The organism is Pseudomonas sp. LBUM1672 (assembly GCF_059695655.1).
The window spans coordinates 5,469,945-5,495,243 of the sequence record NZ_CP166781.1; the positions used below are offsets into that span (position 1 = coordinate 5,469,945).

Sequence of the window (25,299 nt, forward strand, 5' to 3'; positions counted from 1 at the left end):
CTGTTCAGTCATGAACGGTTTCTCCGGTTTTCTTGCTTTTGAACATATCCAGCGCAAGCATCACGGCACCGACGGTAATTGCACTGTCGGCGAAGTTGAACGCCGGGAAGTACCAGCGGTTCTGCCAATGCACCAGAATGAAATCGATCACATGGCCCAAGGCAATGCGGTCATACAGATTGCCCAGCGCCCCGCCCAGTACCAGCGCCAAAGCGACGGCCAGCCAGGTTTCGTTGCGCCCCAGACGCTTGAGCCAGACCACCAGCACCGCACTCACCCCAATGGCGATCAGGGCAAACAACCAGCGCTGCCAGCCGGAGCTGTCAGCCAAGAAGCTGAAGGCCGCGCCGGTGTTGTAGGCCAGGGTCCAACTGAACAGATCGGGAATGATCACGATCTGCTGGAACATTTCGAGCTTGTTTTCGAAGTAGAACTTGCTGGCCTGGTCGATGACCAGGACCAGCAAACTCAACCAGAGCCAGCTCAGCCGTCCGAAACGGCCAACGGCATTAGGCATAATGACGAACCTCGCCAGCGCCGCTGATGTTGTCGACGCAACGACCGCAGATTTCCGGATGCTCCGGGTTCACGCCGACGTCTTCACGGCAGTGCCAGCAACGGGCGCACTTGGCGAAGGCCGACTTGACGATTTTCAGCTTCAGGCCGCTGACTTCGGTGACTACCGCGTCCGCAGGTGCCTGAACAAAAGGCGCCACACTCGCGGTCGAAGTGATCAGCACGAAGCGCAGTTCGTTGCTCAGCTGGGCCAGGTCGGCGCTCAGAGCGTCTTCGGCGAACAGCGTCACTTCGGCTTGCAGGTTGCCACCGACGGCCTTGGCCGCACGCTGGATTTCCATTTCCTTGTTGACCGCGACCTTCACCGCCATGATCCGCTCCCAGTAGGCGCGGCCCAGTTCGACGTTGTCCGGCAATTCGGTCAGGCCTTCGTACCAGGTGTTGAGCATCACCGATTCGTTACGCTCGCCCGGCAAGTATTCCCACAGTTCGTCGGCGGTGAAGGCAAGGATCGGCGCGATCCAGCGCACCAGCGCTTCGGAGATGTGGTACAGCGCGGTTTGCGCCGAACGGCGGGCCTTGCTGTTGGCGCCAGTGGTGTACTGACGGTCCTTGATGATGTCGAGGTAGAAACCGCCCAGCTCCTGCACGCAGAAGTTGTGGATCTTGGAGTAGACGTTCCAGAAGCGGTATTCACCGTAGTGCTCTTGCAACTCGCGTTGCAGCAGCAAGGTGCGGTCCACGGCCCAACGGTCCAGCGCAAGCATTTCTTCGGCCGGCAGGATGTCGGTGGCCGGGTTGAAACCGGTCAGGTTGGAAAGCAGGAAGCGCGCAGTGTTACGGATCCGCCGGTAGGCGTCCGCACTGCGTTGCAGGATCTGCTCGGAAACCGCCATTTCACCCGAGTAATCGGTGGAAGCCACCCACAGGCGCATGATGTCTGCGCCCAGAGTGTCGTTGACCTTTTGCGGCGCGATCACGTTGCCCAGGGACTTGGACATCTTGCGACCGGACTCGTCGACGGTAAAGCCGTGGGTCAGCAGTTCGCGATACGGCGCGTGGTTGTCGATGGCGCAACCGGTCAGCAAGGAAGAGTGGAACCAGCCGCGGTGTTGGTCCGAACCTTCCAGGTACAGGTCGGCACGCGGGCCGGTCTCGTGGCCCATCGGGTGCGAACCGCGCAGGACGTGCCAGTGCGTGGTGCCCGAATCGAACCAGACGTCCAGGGTGTCGCTGATTTTGTCGTATTGTGGCGCTTCGTCACCGAGCAACTCGGCGGCGTCCATCTTGAACCAGGCTTCGATGCCTTCGACTTCGACGCGCTTGGCGACTTCTTCCATCAGCTCGGCGGTACGTGGGTGCAGCTCACCGCTTTCCTTGTTGAGGAAGAACGGGATAGGTACACCCCAGTTGCGCTGACGGGAGATGCACCAATCCGGCCGGTTGGCGATCATCGAGTGCAGGCGCGCCTGGCCCCAGGCCGGAACGAACTGAGTCTCTTCGATGGCTTTGAGCGCGCGCTTGCGCAGGGTGTCGCCGCTGACAGGCTCTTTGTCCATGCCGATGAACCACTGCGCAGTGGCGCGGTAGATCAGCGGGGTCTTGTGACGCCAGCAGTGCATGTAGCTGTGTTCGATGATGGTGGTGTGCAGCAGCGCGCCGACTTCGGTCAGCTTGTCGACGATGGCCGGGTTGGCTTTCCAGATGAACTGGCCGCCGAAGAACTCCAGCGATGTCACGTAAACGCCGTTGCTCTGTACCGGGTTGAGAATGTCGTCGTTGACCATGCCGTATTTCTTGCAGGTCACGAAGTCGTCCACGCCGTACGCCGGAGCGGAGTGAACCACGCCGGTGCCAGCGCCCAGTTCAACGTAGTCGGCCAGGTAAACCGGCGACAGACGATCGTAGAACGGGTGACGGAAGTTGATCAGTTCCAGTTCTTTACCGGTGGTGGTCGCGATGACCGAGCCTTCCAGGCTGTAACGGGCCAGGCACGACTCGACCAGTTCTTCAGCCAGCACCAGCAGTTTGTCGCCGACGTCGACCAGGGCGTAGTTGAATTCCGGGTGAACGTTCAGCGCCTGGTTGGCCGGGATGGTCCACGGGGTGGTGGTCCAAATCACGATCGAGGCAGGTTTGGCCAGCGACGCCAGACCGAAAGCGGCAGCCAGTTTGGCTTCGTCGGCAATCGGGAAAGCCACGTCGATAGTCGATGACTTTTTGTTCTCGTACTCGACTTCCGCTTCAGCCAGGGCCGAACCGCAGTCAAAGCACCAGTTCACAGGCTTCAGGCCCTTGAACACGAAACCGCCCTTGACGATTTCGGCCAAAGCGCGGATTTCACCAGCTTCGTTCTTGAAATCCATGGTCTTGTACGGGTTGGCGAAGTCGCCCAGCACGCCCAGACGGATGAATTCGGATTTCTGCCCTTCGATCTGCTCGGTGGCATAGGCACGGCACAGTTCGCGGGTCTTGTCCGCGCCCAGGTTTTTGCCGTGGGTCACTTCGACTTTATGCTCGATCGGCAGGCCGTGGCAGTCCCAGCCCGGAACATAAGGCGCGTCGAAACCCGACAGGGTTTTCGAGCGGATGATCATGTCCTTGAGAATCTTGTTCAACGCATGACCGATGTGAATCGTGCCGTTGGCATACGGAGGACCGTCGTGCAGGACAAACTTCGGACGATCCTTGCCAATCTCGCGCAACTTACCGTACAGGCCAATGCTGTCCCAGCGATGCAGGATCTGCGGTTCGCGCTGAGGCAGGCCGGCCTTCATTGGGAAGGCGGTGTCCGGAAGGTTTAGCGTGGCTTTATAGTCGGTCATTTAAGGCTCTTCATTAGCGATTGGCGCTAGGTGCGACAGGGCACGGGCGGCGGCAACATCCGCATTGATCGCCGTCTTAAGCGCCTCCAGAGAGGCGAAACGCTGCTCTTCACGCAGCTTGTGGTGGAAAACCACCGTCAAACGCCGGTCATACAGATCGCCGGCAAAATCTAAAAGGTGTACTTCGAGGTGGGCTTTGCCATCCCCTTGGACCGTTGGCCGCACGCCAATGTTGGCGACACCTGGCCAGGTCTTGCCGTCGATGTCGACGTTGACCAGGTAAACCCCGGTCAGCGGCACGCGACGACGCTTGAGTTGAATGTTGGCAGTTGGCGTACCCAGTTGGCGCGCCAGCTTCTGACCGTGCAGGACCCGCCCGGTGATCTGGAACGGACGCCCGAGCAGCCGCTCGGCCAAGGCAAAGTCGGCAGCGGCCAAGGCATTACGGACCTGGGTGCTGCTGACACGAATGCCGTCCAGCTCGACGGTTTGCGCCGCTTCGACGGTAAAACCCTGGACGATGCCGGCCTGCTGCAGGAAATCGAAATCCCCTACCCGGTCACAGCCGAACCGGAAGTCGTCACCGACCTCCAGGTGCTGGACGCCGAGGCCGTCGACCAAAATGGTGTCAACGAACTCACTGGCGCTGAGCTTGCTCAGACGATGATTGAAGGCCAGGCACAGGACCCGGTCGACACCTTCGTCGGTCAGCAGCTGCAGTTTGTCCCGCAGCCGGGCCAGACGGGCCGGGGCCGTGTCCGGGGCGAAGAATTCTCTCGGCTGCGGCTCGAAAATCACCACGCAGCTGGGCACGCCCAACTCGATAGCGCGCTCACGCAGCCTCGCCAGGATAGCCTGGTGGCCACGGTGAACACCGTCAAAGTTGCCAATAGTGGCGACACAGCCCCGATGCTGGGGGCGCAGGTTGTGGAGGCCTCGAACCAGCTGCATAACGCGCTTCTTGCTCATAAAGTGGTCGATTATAACCACACCCGGCGGCCGACGACAGGCAACACCGTAACCCAAAGTAATCGAGCCGACAAAACCGCCGGTTCGCCCGTGTTTATCGAGGCCAAAGCCTCAGCTCAGCGCCTTGCGATTGAAGTCGCGCAAACGAAAGCCCATCAACAGCAGCATGCCGAAATAACTGACCACGCCGGCAGCGACCAACGCGCCCAGGCGCAGGAACCGCTCCAGCATATGCCCCTGATCCCAGGCCGGCATGAAGTGCATCCCGGCCAGCAGCACAGCAGACATCACCAACACCGCAATCACAAGCTTGGCGCCGAACTTGGCCCAGCCCGGTTGCGGCTGATACATCTGTTGCTTGCGCAGCTGATAGAACAATAGCCCGGCATTGATGCAGGCACCGATGCTGATGGCCAGGGCCAGACCGGCGTGAGCCAGCGGACCGATCAGCACCAGGTTGAACAACTGGGTAACGACCAGCGTGAAAATCGCGATTTTTACCGGGGTGCGGATGTTTTGTTGCGCATAAAAGCCCGGCGCCAGCACTTTGATCACGATAATCCCGAGTAAACCGACGGAGTAAGCGATCAACGCCCGCTGGGTCATGGAAGCATCAAACGCACTGAATTGCCCGTACTGGAAAAGCGAAACCGTCAGCGGTTCGGCCAGAATCCCCAGTGCCAGCGAACACGGTAGCACCAGCACGAAGCACAGGCGCAGGCCCCAGTCGAGGATGCGCGAGTATTCCTGGCGATCCTTGCTGGCATAGGTCTTGGCCAGGGTTGGCAGCAGAATCGTACCCAACGCCACGCCCAGCACGCCGGATGGCAACTCCATCAAACGGTCTGCGTAATACATCCACGACACGGAGCCGGCGACCAGAAACGAAGCAAAAATGGTGTTGATGATCAAAGAAATCTGGCTCACGGACACACCGAGAATTGCCGGCAGCATCTGTTTCATTACTCGCCAGACGCCGCTGTCGCGCAGATTCAGGCGTGGCAGCACGAGCATGCCGATCTTTTTCAGGTGCGGCAGTTGATAGAGCAACTGCGCCAGACCACCCACCAGCACCGCCCAGCCCAGGGCCATGACGGGAGGATCGAAGTACGGCGTCAGGAACACTGAAAAGACGATCATGCTGACGTTGAGCAGGGTCGGCACGAAGGCCGGCACCGAGAAGCGGTTGTACGTATTGAGGATCGCACCGGCCAATGAGGACAGGGAGATCAGCAATATATAAGGGAAGGTCACCCGCAACAGATTTGAGGTCAGCTCGAATTTTTCCGGGGTATCGGTGAAACCCGGTGCGGTGGCCCAGATGACCCACGGCGCGGCGAGTATGCCCAGCGCGGTGACCAGGGCCAGCACCAGCGTCAGCAGGCCGGAGACGTAAGCAATGAAGGTTCGCGTCGCCTCCTCGCCTTTCTGGCTCTTATATTCAGCCAGGATCGGCACGAATGCCTGGGAAAAAGCCCCTTCGGCGAAGATTCGCCGCAGCAGATTGGGCAGTTTGAAGGCGATAAAGAAGGCGTCAGTCGCCATCCCGGCACCAAATGTGCGTGCGATGAGGGTGTCACGAACGAACCCCAGAATCCGGGAAAGCATCGTGATAGAGCTGACGGCGGCCAACGATTTGAGCAGATTCATTGAAAGAGTTTGTGCCTGTCGATAAACAGCAGGCGAACAAAGCGCCTACTTATGCGATACTCCGCGCCGCAGCAGCACAGAGCCAAAGCTCGCGAGTTTACAGGTCAAGCGCCGGAAATAAATATCCCGCCTCTTTATACCTACCACTTAGCGGAACGTCTCAACCGCCCTTGACAAGACATCAACTCATCGGCATGATTCGCGGCCTATTTTGTTTGCTATTTCCTAAAAAGTCTTTCGAGGAGCTCGACGGTGGCCAACACACCTTCCGCCAAAAAACGTGCAAAACAGGCTGAGAAGCGTCGCAGCCACAACGCCAGCCTGCGTTCCATGGTTCGTACCTACATCAAGAATGTAGTTAAGGCCATCGACGCAAAAGACGCTGAAAAAGCTCAAGCAGCTTACGTTCTGGCTGTGCCAGTTATCGACCGTATGGCCGATAAAGGCATCATCCACAAGAACAAGGCAGCTCGTCATAAGAGCCGCCTGAACGGTCACGTCAAGGCTCTGAACCTTGCTGTTGCCGCATAAGCGATAAGCTTGTTGAAAAACCGACCTCAGGGTCGGTTTTTTATTGCCTGCGATTTGGTAAACGCTGCGCAAAAAAATGTGGGAGCGGGCTTGCTCGCGAATGCGGTGTACCAGTCGGCATCCATGCCGACTGACACTCCCTCTTCGCGAGCAATCCCGCTCCCACATTTTGGATCTCTGTTAGTTTATTGAGCGTGCGTCCACGGCAAAATCGGGATCGCCGTTACCGCATTTTGCGGACTGCCCTCGATCAAGCGATCACTGTAGACCAGGTACACCAGCGTATTACGCTTCTTGTCGAGGAAGCGCACCACTTGCATGGTCTTGAACACCAGCGACGTGCGCTCCTTGAACACCTCGTCACCATCCTTCAGTTCACCCTTGAAGTTGATCGGACCGACCTGGCGGCAAGCAATAGATGCCTCGGCGCGATCTTCAGCCAAGCCCAAACCACCCTTCACGCCGCCCGTCTTGGCCCGCGACAGGTAACACGTCACGCCCTCGACCTTCGGATCATCAAATGCTTCGACGACGATACGGTCGTTCGGGCCGACGAATTTGAACACCGTCGACACCTGACCAATCTCCTCGGCCGAGGCCAGCAGCGGCATTGCCAACAGCAGACCCAACAATCCTTTTGCCACACGCATTCAAATATTCCTTCAGACCAGAATCAGGTTATCGCGGTGAACCAGTTCTGGCTCAGCCATGTAACCCAACAGACCGACAATCGCCTCAGACGACTGACCGATGATTTTTTGTGCTTCCAGCGCGCTGTAGTTGGCCAGGCCGCGGGCGATCTCACGACCGTCCGGGGCCACGCACACCACCATTTCACCGCGACGAAAACTGCCCTGGACCAGCTTGACACCAACCGGCAGCAGACTTTTGTTGCCTTGGGACAGCGCCGTCACCGCCCCCGCATCCAGCACCAGAGTGCCACGGGTTTGCAAGTGACCGGCTAACCATTGCTTGCGCGCCGCCAGCATGCCGCGCTCAGGCGACAACAGGGTGCCAATGCGCTCGCCCGCCTTCAGACGATCCAGCACGCGCTCAATGCGCCCGCCGACGATGATGGTGTGCGCACCGGAACGCGCCGCCAGGCGCGCAGCGCGCAATTTGGTCTGCATGCCGCCACGACCCAATGCACCACCGGTACCGCCAGCGACGGCGTCCAATGCCGGATCATCGGCGCGAGCTTCGTAAATCAGGTTCGCATCAGGGTTGTTGCGCGGATCAGCGTCGAACATGCCGTCGCGGTCGGTAAGGATTACCAGCAAGTCTGCTTCGACCAGGTTGGCCACCAGCGCCGCCAGGGTGTCGTTGTCGCCGAAGCGGATCTCGTCGGTGACCACGGTGTCGTTTTCGTTGATCACCGGAATCACTTTCAGCTCGACCAGCGCACGCAGGGTGCTGCGGGCGTTCAAGTAGCGCTTGCGGTCCGACAAGTCATCGTGCGTCAGGAGAATCTGTGCGGTATGCCGACCATGCTCGGCAAAGCTCGATTCCCAGGCCTGCACCAGCCCCATCTGACCGATAGCAGCGGCAGCCTGGAGCTCATGCATTGCACTGGGTCGTACACTCCAACCAAGACGGCTCATCCCCGCCGCTACTGCCCCAGAGGACACCAGCACCAGTTCGACGCCGGCTTCGTGCAACGCCACCATCTGCTCGACCCAGACACCCATTGCCGCGCGATCCAGGCCTTTGCCGTCCGCCGTCAGCAAAGCGCTGCCGATCTTCACGACCCAACGCTGCGCACCTGCCACCTTGCTCCGCATCATCTTCAACCTTAGCTTGAGGACAGCGCGACCTGGCACTGCCCGTAACGTTATTCGTGGTTATTCGTGACTAACTATCGATTTCCAGATACTAAAACGCCGCTCGATTGAGCGGCGCTTAAGTTTACTGCAACGAATCAGTCACGCACGTAAATGATTTCCGGACCGTCTTCGTCATCCACATCTTCTTCGTCCCAATCATCGTCGCCGATATCGTGGACCGACTTCACGCCGCTGCGACGCAGGGCACGCTGGTCATCCAGCGCCTGCAGCTGAGCACGAGCTTCGTCTTCGATGCGCTGATCGAGCTCGGCCAGCTCTTCTTTGTAGACAGGGTCGTTCGCCAGACGGTCAGCGCGATCTTCCATATAACGCATGATGTCGTGGCACAGACGCTCGGTGCCCAGCTTGGAGATGGCGGAGATCACGTAGACCGGACCAGTCCATTCCAGGCGATCAACGATCTCCTTGACGCGAGCATCGTGCTCTTCTTCAAGGATCTGGTCGCACTTGTTCAGCACCAGCCAACGATCACGCTCAGCCAGGGACGGGCTGAACTTGGTCAGCTCGCTGACGATCACTTCAGCAGCATCCGGAGCGCTGGCGTCATCCAGCGGCGCCATGTCCACGAGGTGCAGCAGCAGACGGGTACGCGACAAGTGCTTGAGGAAGCGAATCCCCAGGCCCGCGCCATCGGAAGCGCCTTCGATCAGACCCGGAATGTCCGCGACCACGAAGCTCTTCCAGCGATCGACGCTGACCACACCCAGGTTCGGCACCAGCGTGGTGAACGGGTAGTCGGCGACTTTCGGCTTGGCGGCCGAGACCGAGCGGATGAAGGTACTTTTACCGGCGTTCGGCAAGCCCAGCAGACCGACGTCAGCCAACACTTTCATTTCCAGCTTGAGATCACGCGCCTCACCCGGTTTGCCCGGAGTGGTCTGACGCGGAGCACGATTGGTACTGGATTTGAAACGGGTGTTGCCCAGACCGTGCCAGCCGCCATGAGCCACCAGCAGTTTCTGGCCAGCCTTGGTCAGGTCACCGATCACTTCCTGAGTGGCGGAGTCGATGACGGTGGTGCCGACCGGAACACGCAGGACCAGCTCTTCACCTTTCTTGCCGGTGCAGTCGGTGCTGCCGCCGTTGGAACCGCGCTCGGCATCGAAGTGCCGGGTGTAACGGTAGTCCACCAGTGTGTTGAGGTTTTCGTCGGCGATCATGTAGACCGAGCCGCCATCACCACCGTCACCGCCGTTCGGGCCGCCGTTTTCAATAAATTTCTCGCGACGGAAGCTCATGCAACCGTTGCCGCCGTCACCGGCCTTTACTCGAATCGATACTTCATCAACAAACTTCATAACAAAACGCCTCTCGTCATACGGACGAGCCGAAAAAATCCAGACATAAGACTCTTGCAAAAATGAGCGCAGCGACCTCAATCAACGACCGCAAATCCAGCGCTGGAGCCCATCACAAACAGCTTTGCAAGAGACTCACCCCACAAACGAAAAAGCCCCGTCGCGAGACAGGGCTTTTCCAGCATCTACGTAATTATGCCGCGACGACTTCAGTCTTCGGGACAATGCTCACGTAACGGCGGTTGAAAGCGCCTTTTACTTCGAACTTGATCACGCCGTCGATTTTAGCGAACAGAGTGTGATCTTTACCCATGCCAACACCGTAACCGGCGTGGAATTGGGTGCCGCGCTGACGCACGATGATGTTGCCCGGAATGATAACCTGGCCGCCATACATCTTCACGCCAAGGCGTTTGGCTTCTGAGTCGCGACCGTTACGGGTACTACCACCAGCTTTTTTGTGTGCCATGAGTCAATTCTCCTAGTGAGGAATTAGGCTGAAATTAAGCCTGAATACCGGTGATTTTGATCTCGGTGTACCACTGGCGGTGGCCCATACGCTTCATGTGGTGCTTACGACGACGGAACTTGATGATGCGGACTTTATCGTGACGACCTTGGGAGATCACTTCAGCCACAACGGTAGCGCCAGCAACAACTGGAGCGCCGATGTTCACGTCATCGCCATTGGCGACCAACAGAACGCGATCAAAAGTAACGGATTCGCCGGTAGCGATTTCCAGTTTTTCGATCTTCAGGTATTCACCTGGGGCGACCTTGTATTGCTTGCCACCAGTAACAATTACTGCGTACGACATGGTATTTCTCCGATAATCCTGCTCACCCAGCTCTTTATAAGAAGAGGTATTGGCTGGCATGGCTGCATAAGGCTGGAAGGCCTGTTTGCAATTGCGTAAGGCAGGTGCTGCCCAGGAAGTTCAGGGTGCGCGATTGTACGCAAGCTGCCGGGGTGATGCAAGAGGCCGTCCATCGTGCCTTGACACCCGCCGACGTGGGTCCTAGCATGCCGCGCAACCCTTCTGGAGCAACTGTCGCTGATGCAACCCCAAGCTTTCTACCGCGCGGTGGCGGACGATTTTAGCGCCGTCGACGGCATCATCAAGAAGCAGCTGACTTCCCGAGTGCCGCTGGTATCGAAAATCGGCGATTACATTACCTCGGCTGGCGGTAAACGCCTGCGTCCTCTATTAGTGCTGCTGTGTGGCAAGGCCCTGGGTCGCGAAGGCGATGACCTGCGCCTGCTGGCCGCAACCATTGAGTTCCTGCACACCGCCACCCTGCTGCACGACGATGTGGTCGACATGTCCGGCATGCGCCGTGGCCGCTCGACCGCCAACGCCATGTGGGGCAATGCGCCAAGCGTGCTGGTGGGCGACTTCCTGTACTCGCGTTCCTTTGAAATGATGGTCGAACTGGGCTCCATGCCGGTGATGAAGATCCTTTCGCAAGCCACGCGCATCATCGCCGAAGGCGAAGTGTTGCAGCTGTCCAAGGTCCGTGACGCCAGCACCACCGAAGAAACCTACATGGAAGTCATCCGCGGCAAGACCGCGATGCTCTTCGAAGCGTCGACCCACAGTGCGGCAGCCCTGGCCGGTGCCACACCGGAACAGAGCGAAGCGCTGCGTACCTTTGGCGATCATCTGGGTGTGGCTTTTCAACTGGTCGACGACCTGCTGGACTACAAGGGCGACGCAGAAACCCTGGGCAAGAACGTCGGTGACGATCTGGCCGAAGGCAAGCCAACCCTACCGCTGATCTACACCATGCGTGAAGGTACGCCGGAACAGGCTGCCCTGGTGCGCAAGGCGATTCAGAAAGGCGGCATCGAAGACCTGGAAAGCATTCGCGAAGCGGTAGAAGCGTCTGGCTCGCTGGATTACACCGCAAATCTGGCCCGTGATTACGTGGCCCGTGCGATCAAATGCCTCGATGCGCTGCCAGCCAGCGAGTATCGCGATGCATTGGTTGAATTGAGTGAGTTCGCGGTAGCCCGCACGCACTGACGACGACCATCCCTGTGGGAGCGAGCCTTTGTGGCGAGGGAGCTTGCTCCCGCTCGGCTGCGAAGCAGTCGTAGAGCTTTTGGGGCCGCTTCGCGACCCAACGAGGGCAAGCCCCCTCGCCACAGGTCGCTCCCACAGGTTATGCATTCCGTGCGCCTCCTCACGCTAAAACCCTATATAATGTGCGCTTTTTAGCGGTCCTGAATCCAAGGAGCTTTAGTGAGCACGTTGCCACCCTGCCCAAAATGCAATTCCGAATACACCTATGAAGACGGCGCACAGCTGATCTGCCCCGAGTGCGCCCACGAGTGGTCCGCCGGCGGCGAAGCCGAAGCGGCGTCCGATGACACCGTGAAAAAGGATTCGGTCGGCAACGTCCTGCAGGACGGCGACACCATCACCGTGATCAAGGACCTCAAGGTCAAAGGCACGTCGCTGGTGGTCAAGGTCGGTACCAAGGTCAAGAACATCCGCCTGTGCGATGGCGATCACGACATCGACTGCAAGATCGACGGCATCGGCCCGATGAAGCTCAAATCCGAGTTCGTCAGAAAAGTCTGAATCTGCTGTCTTCCATCCCGCGCCCTGCGTGGGATGGCGCTTCACCCTCTCCGTTTCTCCCCAGCATTTCTTCGCAATAGCCAAACGCCAGCCGCTTTGACCTTACGCAATCTTTACCCGGGAAAAATCACAAATCGCCAATAGGTCCTTGCTATTTGATGAATAAGAATTATTCTCATTGAAACACATCAATGGAGATGAGACCCATGACTTATTTGATCGATGCCTGGCTGGACCGCCCACACCCATACCTCAGGATCCTGCATCGGGAAACAGGGGAAGTCTGTGCAGTGCTTGAAGAAGAAGCCTTGAACGAGCTGCAGGATCAGGGAGACCTGGACGTCAATGGCTTGAGTTCCAGCGAGCCGGTGGTGCTCAAGGAACTGGTGCGCAATCTGTTTCTGTTCTGCTATGCCCGGGCGTTGCGCCCGACCAGTGAGTTGCATAACAAGCTTGAAGTATGAATAGCGCCGTAAAAACTGTGGGAGCTAGCCTGCTGGCGATGGTATCAACGCGGTCTTGAAGAAACCCGGTCGCTCCTATCGCCAGCAGGCTAGCTCCCACATTAGCCCGACGTGATATCGGGCCAGGTATTACAGAACGTCGAGCAGTTCGACGTCGAATACCAGTACGCTGTGCGGCGGAATGCTGCCAACGCCTTGAGCGCCGTAAGCCAGTTCGCTCGGCACGTACAGACGCCATTTGCTGCCGGCATTCATCAGTTGCAGGGCTTCGGTCCAGCCAGCGATCACACCGCCAACCGGGAATTCTGCAGGCTGACCACGATCATAGGAGCTGTCGAACACAGTGCCGTCGATCAGGGTGCCGTGGTAGTGGGTGCGCACTTGATCTTCACGGGTGGGCTTGGCGCCTTCACCTTGAGTCAGCACTTCGAATTGCAGGCCGGAAGCCAGGGTGGTGATGCCATTACGCTTGGCGTTTTCAGCCAGGAAAGCCAGGCCTTCGCCAGCAGCCGCTTCAGCTTTGGCAGCTGCTTCAGCTTGCATGATTTCGCGAATGACCTTGAAGCTCGCGGACATTTCTTCCTGACCCACACGGCTTTCCTTACCGGCGAAAGCGTCGGTCAGACCTGCCAGGATCGCGTCCAGGCTAACGCCCGGTGGCGGGTTGTCGCGCAGTTGATCGCCCAGCTGACGGCCAATACCGTAGCTGACGCGGGTTTCGTCGGTGGACAGATTTACTTCGGACATGACACTGCTCCGCTGTGCGGACGGCCCTGGAACTTGCCGTGCGTGCACAGCGCGTCCCGGAGCGCCCGGAACCAAAAGGGCCAGCAGACTAGCACAGATGCCGTTGCGTTGATGAGCGCTGTCAGTGGTGCCAGGCAGAACGGAAGGCAATCGGTACTTTCAGGCTTTCCTCTGCACCGGAACTCATCCCGCACATCTCATCATGAACGGACGTGTGGACAAGGTTGAATGACAAGGAGGGAAAGGCATGCAGCATTTGACGCGCATGCTCGACCGAGCGTAGGTGAACCATCTGGTCGTGGGCATCACTCAAGGGATACGCCGCACCATGCATGCGCGCTTCCAGCAGGTAGATTCCGCCTTCCATAGAGATCAGATTCAGCTCATCGATTTTCCCGGCGATGGCATACGCACGCAACTCAACGAAGTTCATGAAGGCACCTCTTACAGTGTCGAGCAAAGACACTTACAGGCATATGCCTTGATGCCTCAAAGCACAAGCCACGAACGCCACCGCCCGTCTGTTTGCGTCTGACTGTAGGAGCGAGGCTTGCCCGCGAAGGCGGTGTGACAGGCAACATCTATATCGACTGACACGACCCCTTCGCGGGCAAGCCTCGCTCCTACAAGGGCCGTGTGAATCAGTGCTTGGTGAGTTTGTCCAGGTAGCCCATGGCAAACGCCGAAATAACGAAGGTCATGTGAATGATCACGTACCACTTCAAATGCTCGGGATCGACGTTCTTGGCGTCCATGAAGATCCGCAGCAGGTGGATCGACGAGATCGCCACGATCGAGGCCGCCACTTTCATCTTCAGCGAAGACGAATCCATGGTGCCCAGCCAGTTGAGCTTTTCCTTGTCGTCGTCGATGTCCAGTTGGGAAACGAAGTTCTCGTAACCGGAAATCATCACCATCACCAGCAAACCGCCCACCAGCGCCATGTCGATCAGCGACAGCAGCACCAGAATCAGGTCCGACTCGGCCATCGAGAATACGTTAGGGATGACGTGGAAAACTTCCTGGAAGAATTTCAGCGCCAGCGCCAGTAGCCCGAGGGACAGACCGAAGTAGATCGGCGCCAGCAGCCAGCGGGAGGCGTACATTGCATTTTCGATAAAGCGTTCCATTGAATCTCACACGTGGGCTGGAAATGGCCGCGAGTATAACAGTCCCCCGTTACAGCCAGAAACCGTCGGGAAATCCGCAACCTGCGCGTGTGTCACAAAGTTTTTCTGCTAGTGTCCAGACTATTGACAGCTCAGCGACATCGGACAGGAAGACTGGAAATGGATCTGCGATTGCCAATAACGAGTGCCGGTTTTTGCCTGGCGCTGCTGCTGAGCGGCTGCTCACCCAGCGACGAGAAGCGCCAGACCAGCCTCGAGGAAAAGACCGCGCAGTTCGAGAAGTCTCTGGATGCGATTGAGGATCCGAAGCTCAAGGATGCCGCTGCCGAACTCGGTGGTTCGCTGCTGTTGCTTGAGCGCGCGCAACTCAAGCTCGACAGCAAACCCGTGGAAACCGAATACGGCGAAGACGCCCTCGCCGTGCTCAAGCACTACCCCACGCCTCAGGCCCTGGTCGATACCTACATCAACGGTCTGTTCGTGCTGCACAAGGATTCCAGCTCCGACTACCTGACCGATCTGCAACCGGTGTTCCCCTTCAATTTCAACATTCCGGCCGCGTTTCTCTTTCCCCATGGCCTGGAATGGCAATCGGTGACCCTGAGCAACAAGCGTGTCATCGCGTTCCAGCCGGAATGGTCGGAAACCGATCCGGGCATTCAGCTGAGTCCGTCGAGTTCCAACGTGACTAACCCGGATGATCTGACGGTGACCTATCCGTTCATCGACGGCCTGGACGTGGACAACAAGCACCAGCCCCAGCCGGTAAGCCTGCAAGGCAAGGTCGAGGTCATCGCCCCGCGCAGGCTCTACACCTTCGACCTGAGCAAAAAAGATGTCGGCCAGACCCGCACCAACGAAAACCTCAGCGTCACCTTGCTGAAACTGGGCAACAACTACGCCGAAATCGAATTCAACAACAGCGCGCCACTGGCCCCGGAAGTCAGCGAAACACCGTTGAACCCACTGATCGTCCAGGCCAAGGACATCACCGGGCAATTCCTCTCGCGCTCGGGTTCGATCAATGAAACCGCCGCGCAAATTGCCTTCTATCAAAAACAACTGGCGAAAATTCAGCAGCAGAAGGCCTGGAGCGAGACGTTCGAACAACAGATCAATGAAGAACAGCGCACTTTCGAGGCGCAACAGAAGAATCATTACAGCAAAGTGTATTTCAACGGACCGGTCGAAACCGTTGAGGTCAGTGTGCTGGACTTCTCCGCCGCCACGGTGACCCGTAAGGATTTGAACCTGCCGGTGCGTCGCTTCGAATCGCACACCACGGAAAAAACCATCCAGCCACTGACCTTGCCGGTGGTGGTGTATGACGATCAGGCCCCGAACTGGCTCAAGGGCGCGACATTGAGCGAGGAACAACTGAAGAAACGCATCATCGTCAGCCAATCGGTGGAGGACCCCAGCGCCGCACGCATCGAGTTCGATCACCCCAAAAGCTTCAATGATGAGCTGCTCGGTACATCGTTCAGCGCTGGCAATAGCCCGGTCACTTTCTTTACGGAGGATGGCAGCGGCAAACGCGATGAGCCGATCGAGCTGCCACAAGAGGCTTATGAGGTCGACCCGCTAAGTGGCGCCATCACCTATGACCTGAACCTGTTTCCGGAAACACCGGCCTATGCAGTGGGCTCCATGCCGCTGTTCCTGGCGACAGTGGCCAAACAAACGTTCGACGCCCCTGCGCTACCCAAAGGCCTGGAACTCAAAGGCAATGCGCTGGTGGTTGATTTGAAGCTGTTTCCTGCCCAGGACTGGCGATTTTTCGCCAAGGACGACTCCGGAAACTATCTGAAGGAAATTCTTTCCGTCACACACGACGCGAGCGCAGAAGGCCCGGCGTTGTTTGCCGTGCATTACTTCTACGGCCAGCCAACGCGCCTGGAAAGCTATCAGCGAACCGACCTCACCACGGTCCAGTATGGTTTCGAGGTCAAACTGGCCAAGGCTGATCTATCCCACCTTGATCAATAGCCGGGTTCAGTGCTCGAGCCGAACTCAGCCACCGAGGTTGCGGCAACGACCGCCGTTGATTTCCCGCAACTGGGCTTGCAAGTGCAGGCACCAGATTTGTGGGTCATCGGCCAGCTCGTAGCCATGCAGCGTCAGGCTTTCAACAATCGTGTCGAGGATGGATTCAGCCACGAAAGGGCCATGGAACGGGCCCTGTGCCTTGATGGCGGAAGGTTGTTCACCGGCCATTCCGGCGGCAAAAAGCAATGTCCACATGCCCGTATCCCCCGCCAACGGGCGGATGGCACACTCGATACGGGTCACAAGGCCCAAACATTGACGGGTGAGGCAGAGGTTGCGCGACATGGCGGCGACCCTCGGTAGATCCGGTATTCAGCCCCCACGAGAAGGCTGTCTCGATCCAGTGATTACTGTCGATATCCTTGAGCTGAGAATAGAAGAAAAGTCTGACTAGCACGTCAGGTAGAACCAGAAGGCGCCGAATGGTCATTGTGTGAATATTGACGCCAGAGTGATGGCACTTTTTTGTGCTTCACACAAACAAATGTGGGAGATTCTATGTTGCCCGGCAACCCTGAATTCTCAGGCTGACAGGTATTCGCTCTGATTTTTCATCAGGGCAAATGCCACTCGACAGAGCTTTCGGGCCAAGGCAACCAAGGCCTGGGTTTTCGAGAAGCCTCTAGCCAGGTATGCCTCGTAAAACGGCTTCCATTTAGGCGAGCGACACGCCGCCATTGCGGCGTTGTACGCCAAACGACGAACCTCCGGATCTCCTTTTTTGGTCAGGTACCGCTGCCCATTCTTCTTGCCGGAGTCTTCGACTGCCAAGTCCATTCCCAGGAATGCGATGAACGCATCGCTGTTCGCAAAATCGCCCCGCATAAGGTCGTCGCCAACCCGGTTGCGGTCAGTTCCCCAACGCCTTCGATGGCTTTGCAGCGATCAATATTCGCCTCAATTCCCGCCTCTTTGCTGACCTTGCGCAGCAGTTTCTGAATCGCCTGATCCGCTTGCTTGAACGCCTTCTGCTGAGCGACCTGCACTTTCTTCAACAAGGGTTCATTGGCCCAACTCAACATCAGCCCAGCATGGTTCTGGATCAGCGTTGCACGTCTGTGAAGCAGGCTTTTCAGCGAGCTGTAGGCCTTGGGTGGCGGGCTCCAGACCCGCAGTTTGCTTTGTTCATTCTCCAGGTAACGCGCCAGCAAACGCGCATCGCAGGGATCGTTCTTGGCTCGTTGACCAACGCCACGGCGGTAATGACTCACGCGATAAGCATCCACCACGTAGACCTGATGACCCATCTCATGGGCCAGCTCTACCGTGTCCAAGTGGTAGATGTTGGTGGCTTCAACGGCGATAGCGCTTTGGGCAGGCAGGGTTTTAAGCCAACGCTTGAGGGCGGTTCGATCGTTCTTGATGTCTTGAATGATTTGCAGGTCGGTGCGATAGACAGCAATTTGGGCCTTGGCGATATCGATACCAACAACCGTCTGCGAAGTAAGGATTGTCATGACGAATCCTCGGAGCTAGGGTTTAAGTGCTTGTTGGGGTCTACCGTTGCGCTGGCTTGTCTCTATCGTCGGTTTACCGATGAATTCCTTATCGGCGCTTTGGGTAGAAGGGGCGGGACGAGAAGTCTCCCACAGTCTGTACTGGTCAGAGTCAGAATCGAGTCTGTAGTCCCACCCACCCCTTCAAGTCTAAACATACAAGCGAGCCTGCTCGCGATGAGGGAGTATCAGTCAACAATGATGTGACTGATACACCGCTATCGCGAGCAGGCTCGCTCCCACAGTGGGTTGAGGGTGACCTCAGGTTGGCGTCAGGCTGGTTTTGCTTCGACCAATGCTTCCAGCGCCGCTTCCTTCTCGGCTTCCTTGAGGTCTTCTTCGCTGATCATTTCCGCGATCACCCGCAAGCGTTCCACCACCCGCGCGTTGACGCTTCCTTCAGGGAACTGGCCATCGGCATCCGGCGCGCCGGCCGGTTCACCGACCAACAGGCTCAACGCCTCGTCAGCCTGGCGGACGGCGTAGACATGGAACTGCCCCGCACGCACCGCCGACAACACCTTCTCGTCGAGCATCAGCGTGGCCACGTTGGCCTGCGGAATGATCGCCCCCTGCTCACCGGTCAACCCGCGGGCCTCGCAGAGCCGGAAGAAACCTTCGATCTTCTCGTTGACCCCGCCCACCGCCTGCACTTCACCGAACTGGTTGATCGAGCCGGTAATCGCGAAGCACTGCTTGAGCGGCGTCTTCGACAGCGCCGAGATCAGCGTACACGCCTCGCCCAGCGACGCACTGTCGCCATCGACATAACCGTAGGACTGCTCCAGCGCGATACTCGCGGAAATCGCCAGCGGGAATTCTTGAGCGTAACGGCTGCCCAGATACCCGGTGAGGATCATCACGCCCTTGGAGTGAATTGGCTGCCCGAGGTTGACCTCACGCTCAATGTCGACGATGCCGCTGCCGCCCGGGTAGACCGTGGCGGAAATCCGCGCCGGCACACCGAACGCCGAGTCGCCGACTTCCAGCACAGTCAGTCCGTTGCACTTACCGACGGCGGCGCCGTCCGTGTCGATCAGGATGATCCCGGCCAGCATGTCATCGAGGATCCGCGCCGAGACCCGCCCGGTACGCGTGGCCTTGGCCTTGAGCGCCCGTTCGATATGCCCGGCATCGGTCATCTCGTCACCCGCCAGGTGACGGATGAAATCCGCCTCGCTGACCAGCTGGAACAGATCACCGATACGCGCCGACAAACGCCCCTGGTGTTCGGCCAGGCGCGCGCTGTACGTCGCCAGTCGCGCCACGGCATCGGCGGTCAGCGGTGCCATGCCTTCTTCCGAGGTACGGGTTTTGAGCAATTGGGCGAACTGCTCCAGGCTCTCGTCGACCATCGGGATGTCTTCGTCGAAGTCCACCAGGACGCGGAACATCTCCTGGAAGTCCGGATCGAGATCTTGCAGCGTGTAATACAGCTGACGCGCACCGATGATGACGACTTTGACCTGCAACGGAATATGTTGCGGCGTCAGGGTCACCGTGGCCAGACGGCCCAGTTCACCCAGCGGCGATTCCATTTTCAGTTTGCGCGATTGCAGGGCGCGCTTGAGCGCATCCCACACGAACGGCTCGCTGAGCATTTTTTCCGCTTCAAGGATCAGGAAACCGCCGTTGGCCCGGTGCAGCGCACCCGGCCGCAGCTGCCGATACGTGGTGTAGAGCGCGCCCTGATCGGTGCTGTATTCAATGCGGCCAAACAGGTTTTCGTAAGTCGGGTGCGGCTCGAAGACCACCGGCGCACCGCCACTGGACGAATGACCGACCACCAGGCTCGGAGCGTATTGTTCTTCCAGCAGCTTGCGGGCGATTGCGTCGGTCTTGCTGTCGTCCACCAGTTGCTCGACCACCGTCTTGAGCAGATAGACCTGCATGGCTTGCAGGTAACCACACACGGCCGCGTTCTCGGCGTATTTCTCCGACAACGGCGACAGCAACGGCTGCAAGGCCAGGGTGATGGTTTCTTCGTTGAGGTGGCGCAGTTGATTGCTCGACTCGCGCTTCCATTGCGGCAGGCTGGCGAGCTCTTCGTTCAGTCGCTCCTCCAGACCGGAAATATCGTCGTGGAAACGCTCACGATCGGCTTCCGGCAACTGGGCGAATTCCGCTTCGTCCAGGGCTTTGCCTTCGCTCATCGGCGTGAACGCGATGTTGCTGGCGTCGCGGTACAGCGCGACTTCCTTCTCCAGCGCCAGGCGCTCGATCACGTCCAGCGCCTTGTCGTAGCGCTGGTTGAAGGCGCGGTCGATGGCGCTTTTTTTCTGCTGGTAGGACGGATGCTCGAAGACAGCCGGAAAGGTTGCCAGCAGGTTGTCGATCAAACCGTTGATGTCACCGATGAAGGCGCCGGCGGTGCCCGACGGCAATTCCAGCGCGCGAGGTTCGCGAGGTTCATCGAAATTATTGACGTAGACCCAGTCTGCCGGGGTCTGCAGGCGTTTGCCTTCGGCTTTCAGGTAGCGTTTGACGAACGAAAACCGGCCGGTGCCGGGCTCACCCATGACGAATACGTTGTAACCGGGGCGTGGCATGGCCACGCCGAACTGCAAGGCTTCGACAGCACGTTCCTGGCCAAGCACACCGCGGAAGGGCTCCAGATCATTGGTGGTAGAGAAGCTGAACTGTTCAGCGGAAAACGGACGGGTCAGCGCTTCAGGCGCTAGACGCAAGCTGGCAGCAACAGGATCAGGCATCGGGCTTCCTTACATCAGGCGGGGCAGATAGCGGCATTCTGGCGCTGCCCATACCTCACTTGCAAGGCGCACCTCCAGCCAAAGCATAGTCAAACCGTCATCTCCAGTCCGGCCGGGCGCAAATCAACGATTTCAACGAATGTTTCGCAAAAAATCACGGAACCCCGGGAACGTGCCTAAACTCCAAACTGCGCGGCTGGATTAATAACTGGCCCACTGGCGCCGGATTGGGCCAGACCCCTTGTCCATTGGTATGCACATAAAGAGAACAAAGCTATGAAACGGATTCTTCTCGGTACTCTCTTCACCGCTGTATCCATCAACGCCATGGCGCAAGCGCCAGGCGGCCCGGATTGCGGTTGGGGCAACATGCTGTTCGAAGGTCAGCGTGGCACCCCGGCTCACTTCCTGGCATCCACCACCAACGGCACTTCCGGTAACGCAACGTTCGGTATGACTTCTGGTACCAACGGTTGCTCGACTAATGCGTCGCTGACGTATGGCGGCAAATCCTGGTTTGCCATGAATGGCATGATGAACGAGCTGTCCGAAGACATGGCCAAAGGTAACGGCGAAGCGCTGACTACCTACGCTGTGGTACTGGGCGTGGCGCCGGAAGACCGTGCGCATTTCGCCGCTGTGACTCACCAGCACTTCCAGCAGATCTTCAGCAAGGCTGACGTGACCGCTGACGACGTGCATACCAACACCCTGGCCGTTCTGAAGAACGATCCACGTCTGGCCAAGTACGCGACTCAAGCTTAAGCTCGACTCGCCCGCTCCTTTCGGGGAGCGGGTTTTATTTTTTGGACCTGGCCCTTTTTGGTCTTTGTTTCTTTCGACTTAAGTTGCCCACTATGCTCAAACGCCTTGCCTGGCTGGCGCTCTGTGTCTGCGCCCCGCTGTCCGCCGCGCCACCTATCGACAATCAACGTTTGCAGCAACTGGCCAACGACCCCTTCTGGATTTCCCTGGGCCACTACGAAACCGCCAAGCTGGGTGGCTGGCGCAGCTATGTCAGCGACAAGAAATTCTTTCTCGCACCCGACGGTAACGAACACCCCGACCGTGAACTGGCAGCCACCGTGCAGGCGATATACGCCCCGGCCAGTGCGGGCGAAACACATGCGCAATGCGTCTATCCGGCCCGCACCCGCTGGCTGAAGTCGCAACTCAATCTGACTGATTTGCCAACGTTGGATTGCAGCGAATTCAAACAATGGTTCAAGGATGTTTCGCCCCACAGCGCGGTGATGATTTTCCCGGCGGCGTACCTGAACAGCCCCTCATCGATGTTCGGCCATACCTTGTTGCGCATCGACCAGGCTGACGTTCAGAGCGATCACACGGCACTGCTCAGTTACGCGATCAACTTCGGCGCCTACATCGAAGGCTCGGACAACAGCATCCTCTACGCCTGGAAAGGCTTGATGGGCGGCTATCCGGGGCTGTTCGCGCTGGTGCCGTATCAGGAAAAACTCTCCGAATACCGCAGCCTCGAGAACCGGGACCTGTGGGAATACCGGCTGAACCTTACCCAGGCAGAAACCGAGCGCATGGTCGAGCACGTCTGGGAACTGAAGCAGATCCAGTTCGACTATTTCTTCTTCGACGAAAACTGCTCCTATCGCTTGCTCGAACTGCTGCAAGTGGCGCGGCCGAGCCTGCGCCTGACCGAGCAGTTCCCGCTGACCGCGATTCCCACCGACACCGTCAAAGCGGTGAAAGAAGCCGGGCTGGTGGAGTCCATTCAGTATCGTCCGTCTCGTGAACGGGAACTGCTGAGCCGCGCGGAACCGTTGACTGATGAAGAACAGGAGTGGGTGCTGAAAGTCAGCGCTGACCAGAAGCAATTGCAAACGCCAGCCTTCAAGGCCCAACCCCGCGACCGCCAGGCGCTGATCATCGATGCGGCTTATCGACTTGAGCGTTACCGCGCCAACGGTCAGGAGCGTGATCCAGAGCGGGCGCAGCGCAGTTTCGAATTGCTGCGGGCGATCAACCAGAACCCGGCGCCGGAGCTGGACATCCCACGGCCCGGCCTGCCCGAGGACGGCCACGAATCCCGCACCTGGCAAGCCGGAATCGGCACTCGGGGCGACAAGGCCTTCGGCGAATATGGCCTGCGCATGGCTTATCACGATCTCAACGATAACGCCGAGAGCTTCCCGCTGGGTGCGCAGATCGAAATCCTGCAGATGAAACTGCGTCAGTACGAAGGCAATGAGTGGCAGTTCCAGCAATTGGACCTGGCGACCATCCGCTCGCTGACGCCGCGCAATGAGCTGTTGCAGCCGCTCTCGTGGCAAGTCACCGGCGGTCTGGAGCGCGTGCCGGGCAAGCATGACGATGAAACGTTGGTCAGCCACGTCAACGGCGGCGGCGGCGGTACCTGGCAACTGGGCGAAGACATGCTCGGCTTTGCACTGGGCACCGTGCGCGTCGAGCACAACAACGACTTCGCAGGCTTTATCGCGCCAGCCGCAGGCTTCAATAGCGGCCTGCTGTGGAAAAACCCGCTGGGTAACTTCAGCCTGGAAGCCAAGGGCGATTTCTTCACCAATGGCGAAGTGCGCCGCAGCGTGAGTCTGAACCAGCAGTGGGAATTGTCGCGCAACCTGGGCCTGCGCCTGAGCGCCCAGCGCGAATTCAGCCACCTCGCCTCACCGGAGAACGAAGTGATGCTTGAGGTGAAGTGGTATCACTACTGACCCGAATCCACTGCAAAACCAATGTGGGAGCGAGCCTGCTCGCGATGGCGGTGTATCAGTCGACATCATTGCTGACTGACACACCGCCATCGCGAGCAGGCTCGCTTGTATGTTTAGACTTGAAGGGGTGGGTGGGACTACAGACTCGATTCTGACTCTGACCAGTACAGACTGTGGGAGACTTCTCGTCCCGCCCCTTCTACCCAAAAGCGCCGATAAGGAATTCATCGGTAAACCGACGATAGAGACAAGCCAGCGCAACGGTAGACCCCAACAAGCACTTAAACCCTAGCTCCGAGGATTCGTCATGACAATCCTTACTTCGCAGACGGTTGTTGGTATCGATATCGCCAAGGCCCAAATTGCTGTCTATCGCACCGACCTGCAAATCATTCAAGACATCAAGAACGATCGAACCGCCCTCAAGCGTTGGCTTAAAACCCTGCCTGCCCAAAGCGCTATCGCCGTTGAAGCCACCAACATCTACCACTTGGACACGGTAGAGCTGGCCCATGAGATGGGTCATCAGGTCTACGTGGTGGATGCTTATCGCGTGAGTCATTACCGCCGTGGCGTTGGTCAACGAGCCAAGAACGATCCCTGCGATGCGCGTTTGCTGGCGCGTTACCTGGAGAATGAACAAAGCAAACTGCGGGTCTGGAGCCCGCCACCCAAGGCCTACAGCTCGCTGAAAAGCCTGCTTCACAGACGTGCAACGCTGATCCAGAACCATGCTGGGCTGATGTTGAGTTGGGCCAATGAACCCTTGTTGAAGAAAGTGCAGGTCGCTCAGCAGAAGGCGTTCAAGCAAGCGGATCAGGCGATTCAGAAACTGCTGCGCAAGGTCAGCAAAGAGGCGGGAATTGAGGCGAATATTGATCGCTGCAAAGCCATCGAAGGCGTTGGGGAACTGACCGCAACCGGGTTGGCGACGACCTTTATGCGGGGCGATTTTGCGAACAGCGATGCGTTCATCGCATTCCTGGGAATGGACTTGGCAGTCGAAGACTCCGGCAAGAAGAATGGGCAGCGGTACCTGACCAAAAAAGGAGATCCGGAGGTTCGTCGTTTGGCGTACAACGCCGCAATGGCGGCGTGTCGCTCGCCTAAATGGAAGCCGTTTTACGAGGCATACCTGGCTAGAGGCTTCTCGAAAACCCAGGCCTTGGTTGCCTTGGCCCGAAAGCTCTGTCGAGTGGCATTTGCCCTGATGAAAAATCAGAGCGAATACCTGTCAGCCTGAGAATTCAGGGTTGCCGGGCAACATAGAATCTCCCACAGGGGATTTGTGGTGGTCAACAGATTGATCACACGCCTTTCACGATCGCCTGACAATTTCACTCGTAGACTTCACCCATTGGCCGTCTAACGGCCCGGGAGTCCGAGATGTGGCGTTGCGCAGGTGTGTTGGGGATGTTGATGTTGATCGCGGGTTGCCAGACCACCCACGAGGATTTGATCGCCAAGGGTTACCCACCGGCGTTCGCCGATGGTTTCGATGACGGTTGCAGCAGTGGCCGGCAAGCCGCCGGGGCAATCACCGGGGAATTTCGCAAGAACGTGCCGCGTTACCTCAAAGACAAGCAATACGCCGAAGGCTGGAGCGACGGCTTTCGCCAGTGTCAGGCCATGCGCGAAAGCGAGGATCGCGAAGACTATCGCAGCCACCATTGGGATGACCGGGACAAGGCCTGGCGGCAACAGAAGGACCAGGACGCCGCCCGTGCCTATCGCTCGCAATGAGTCGCTGACAGACATCCGTCGAAACTA

The 25,299-nt window shown here is 58.3% G+C and carries 23 protein-coding genes and 1 pseudogene; 9 read left to right on the plus strand and 15 right to left on the minus strand.

All coding sequences use genetic code 11. From position 1 onward, the window contains the following. Positions 1-4: 4 nt before the first annotated feature. The 4 genes from lspA to murJ form a co-directional block, all read right to left on the minus strand. Complete coding sequence (gene lspA / locus ACA053_RS25025) at positions 5-517, minus strand: signal peptidase II (protein WP_497393936.1); 513 nt, start codon at positions 515-517, stop codon at positions 5-7. After that, positions 510-3,341, minus strand: a complete 2,832-nt coding sequence (ileS, locus tag ACA053_RS25030) for an isoleucine--tRNA ligase (protein ID WP_497393937.1) — start codon at positions 3,339-3,341, stop codon at positions 510-512. Before ileS ends, lspA begins: the two co-directional genes overlap by 8 nt. Next, on the minus strand, positions 3,342-4,292 hold the full coding sequence (gene ribF, locus ACA053_RS25035; protein ID WP_497393938.1) for a bifunctional riboflavin kinase/FAD synthetase: 951 nt from the start codon (positions 4,290-4,292) through the stop codon (positions 3,342-3,344). 129 nt (positions 4,293-4,421) lie between these two features. After that, positions 4,422-5,960 (minus strand): murein biosynthesis integral membrane protein MurJ, encoded by a 1,539-nt coding sequence (gene murJ / locus ACA053_RS25040; protein WP_497313797.1) that lies wholly within the window; start codon positions 5,958-5,960, stop codon positions 4,422-4,424. A 252-nt stretch (positions 5,961-6,212) separates the two neighbouring features. Between murJ and rpsT the strand changes: the two genes are divergently transcribed. After that, positions 6,213-6,491: a 30S ribosomal protein S20 gene (rpsT, locus tag ACA053_RS25045; protein WP_008154937.1), complete on the plus strand. Its 279-nt coding sequence runs from the start codon at positions 6,213-6,215 to the stop codon at positions 6,489-6,491. Positions 6,492-6,676: 185 nt separating this feature from the next. Here the strand turns inward: rpsT and ACA053_RS25050 are convergent, their stop codons facing one another. From ACA053_RS25050 to rplU, 5 genes are all read right to left on the minus strand, one after another. Continuing rightward, on the minus strand, positions 6,677-7,141 hold the full coding sequence (locus tag ACA053_RS25050) for a CreA family protein (protein ID WP_109634971.1): 465 nt from the start codon (positions 7,139-7,141) through the stop codon (positions 6,677-6,679). Positions 7,142-7,153: 12 nt separating this feature from the next. Further along, entirely contained in the window at positions 7,154-8,272 is a 1,119-nt protein-coding gene (gene proB / locus ACA053_RS25055) for a glutamate 5-kinase (protein WP_497396241.1), read from the minus strand. A gap of 137 nt (positions 8,273-8,409) precedes the next feature. After that, on the minus strand, positions 8,410-9,633 hold the full coding sequence (cgtA, locus tag ACA053_RS25060) for an Obg family GTPase CgtA (RefSeq protein WP_010467530.1): 1,224 nt from the start codon (positions 9,631-9,633) through the stop codon (positions 8,410-8,412). A 193-nt stretch (positions 9,634-9,826) separates the two neighbouring features. Continuing rightward, positions 9,827-10,102, minus strand: coding sequence for a 50S ribosomal protein L27 (gene rpmA, locus ACA053_RS25065; RefSeq protein WP_003215862.1), 276 nt, complete (start codon positions 10,100-10,102; stop codon positions 9,827-9,829). A gap of 34 nt (positions 10,103-10,136) precedes the next feature. After that, positions 10,137-10,451, minus strand: coding sequence for a 50S ribosomal protein L21 (gene rplU / locus ACA053_RS25070; protein WP_003176051.1), 315 nt, complete (start codon positions 10,449-10,451; stop codon positions 10,137-10,139). A gap of 240 nt (positions 10,452-10,691) precedes the next feature. Here rplU and ACA053_RS25075 point away from each other — a divergent pair, with 240 nt between their 5' ends. From ACA053_RS25075 to ACA053_RS25085, 3 genes are all read left to right on the plus strand, one after another. After that, positions 10,692-11,660 (plus strand): polyprenyl synthetase family protein, encoded by a 969-nt coding sequence (locus ACA053_RS25075; RefSeq protein ID WP_497393939.1) that lies wholly within the window; start codon positions 10,692-10,694, stop codon positions 11,658-11,660. Between the two features lie 219 nt (positions 11,661-11,879). Beyond that, entirely contained in the window at positions 11,880-12,221 is a 342-nt protein-coding gene (locus ACA053_RS25080) for a zinc ribbon domain-containing protein YjdM (RefSeq protein ID WP_064675813.1), read from the plus strand. Between the two features lie 206 nt (positions 12,222-12,427). After that, positions 12,428-12,685 carry a PA4570 family protein gene (locus ACA053_RS25085; RefSeq protein ID WP_017340862.1) on the plus strand — a complete coding sequence of 86 codons (258 nt, stop codon included), beginning with the start codon at positions 12,428-12,430 and terminating at the stop codon, positions 12,683-12,685. 129 nt (positions 12,686-12,814) lie between these two features. Here the strand turns inward: ACA053_RS25085 and bamJ are convergent, their stop codons facing one another. The 3 genes from bamJ to ACA053_RS25100 all read right to left on the minus strand — a co-directional run bounded on the left by bamJ (position 12,815) and on the right by ACA053_RS25100 (position 14,562). Then, on the minus strand, positions 12,815-13,432 hold the full coding sequence (bamJ, locus tag ACA053_RS25090) for a BamJ family beta-barrel-assembly machinery protein (protein ID WP_497313802.1): 618 nt from the start codon (positions 13,430-13,432) through the stop codon (positions 12,815-12,817). A 121-nt stretch (positions 13,433-13,553) separates the two neighbouring features. Beyond that, positions 13,554-13,865 carry a DUF6482 family protein gene (locus ACA053_RS25095; RefSeq protein WP_497313804.1) on the minus strand — a complete coding sequence of 104 codons (312 nt, stop codon included), beginning with the start codon at positions 13,863-13,865 and terminating at the stop codon, positions 13,554-13,556. Between the two features lie 208 nt (positions 13,866-14,073). Further along, positions 14,074-14,562, minus strand: a complete 489-nt coding sequence (locus tag ACA053_RS25100) for a TIGR00645 family protein (RefSeq protein WP_033054284.1) — start codon at positions 14,560-14,562, stop codon at positions 14,074-14,076. Between the two features lie 159 nt (positions 14,563-14,721). Here ACA053_RS25100 and ACA053_RS25105 point away from each other — a divergent pair, with 159 nt between their 5' ends. Next, positions 14,722-16,551: a hypothetical protein gene (locus ACA053_RS25105; protein ID WP_497393940.1), complete on the plus strand. Its 1,830-nt coding sequence runs from the start codon at positions 14,722-14,724 to the stop codon at positions 16,549-16,551. Between the two features lie 24 nt (positions 16,552-16,575). Here the strand turns inward: ACA053_RS25105 and ACA053_RS25110 are convergent, their stop codons facing one another. The 3 genes and pseudogenes from ACA053_RS25110 to ACA053_RS25120 all read right to left on the minus strand — a co-directional run bounded on the left by ACA053_RS25110 (position 16,576) and on the right by ACA053_RS25120 (position 20,818). Continuing rightward, positions 16,576-16,896, minus strand: coding sequence for a PA4575 family protein (locus ACA053_RS25110; RefSeq protein WP_109634983.1), 321 nt, complete (start codon positions 16,894-16,896; stop codon positions 16,576-16,578). A 211-nt stretch (positions 16,897-17,107) separates the two neighbouring features. Beyond that, a pseudogene (locus ACA053_RS25115) lies at positions 17,108-18,068 on the minus strand (IS110 family transposase). Between the two features lie 311 nt (positions 18,069-18,379). Continuing rightward, complete coding sequence (locus ACA053_RS25120; protein WP_109634985.1) at positions 18,380-20,818, minus strand: Lon protease family protein; 2,439 nt, start codon at positions 20,816-20,818, stop codon at positions 18,380-18,382. Positions 20,819-21,094: 276 nt separating this feature from the next. Here ACA053_RS25120 and ACA053_RS25125 point away from each other — a divergent pair, with 276 nt between their 5' ends. The 4 genes from ACA053_RS25125 (at position 21,095) to ACA053_RS25140 (ending at position 25,272) form a co-directional block, all read left to right on the plus strand. Next, positions 21,095-21,583, plus strand: coding sequence for a DUF3015 domain-containing protein (locus ACA053_RS25125; protein WP_010467516.1), 489 nt, complete (start codon positions 21,095-21,097; stop codon positions 21,581-21,583). A gap of 92 nt (positions 21,584-21,675) precedes the next feature. After that, positions 21,676-23,529, plus strand: coding sequence for an Lnb N-terminal periplasmic domain-containing protein (locus tag ACA053_RS25130; protein WP_497393941.1), 1,854 nt, complete (start codon positions 21,676-21,678; stop codon positions 23,527-23,529). A 307-nt stretch (positions 23,530-23,836) separates the two neighbouring features. Continuing rightward, a complete protein-coding gene (locus ACA053_RS25135) occupies positions 23,837-24,772 on the plus strand; it encodes an IS110 family transposase (protein WP_497312732.1) in 936 nt (311 codons plus the stop codon). Positions 24,773-24,915: 143 nt separating this feature from the next. Continuing rightward, positions 24,916-25,272 (plus strand): hypothetical protein, encoded by a 357-nt coding sequence (locus ACA053_RS25140; protein WP_497313811.1) that lies wholly within the window; start codon positions 24,916-24,918, stop codon positions 25,270-25,272. The last annotated feature ends 27 nt before the right edge of the window (positions 25,273-25,299 follow it).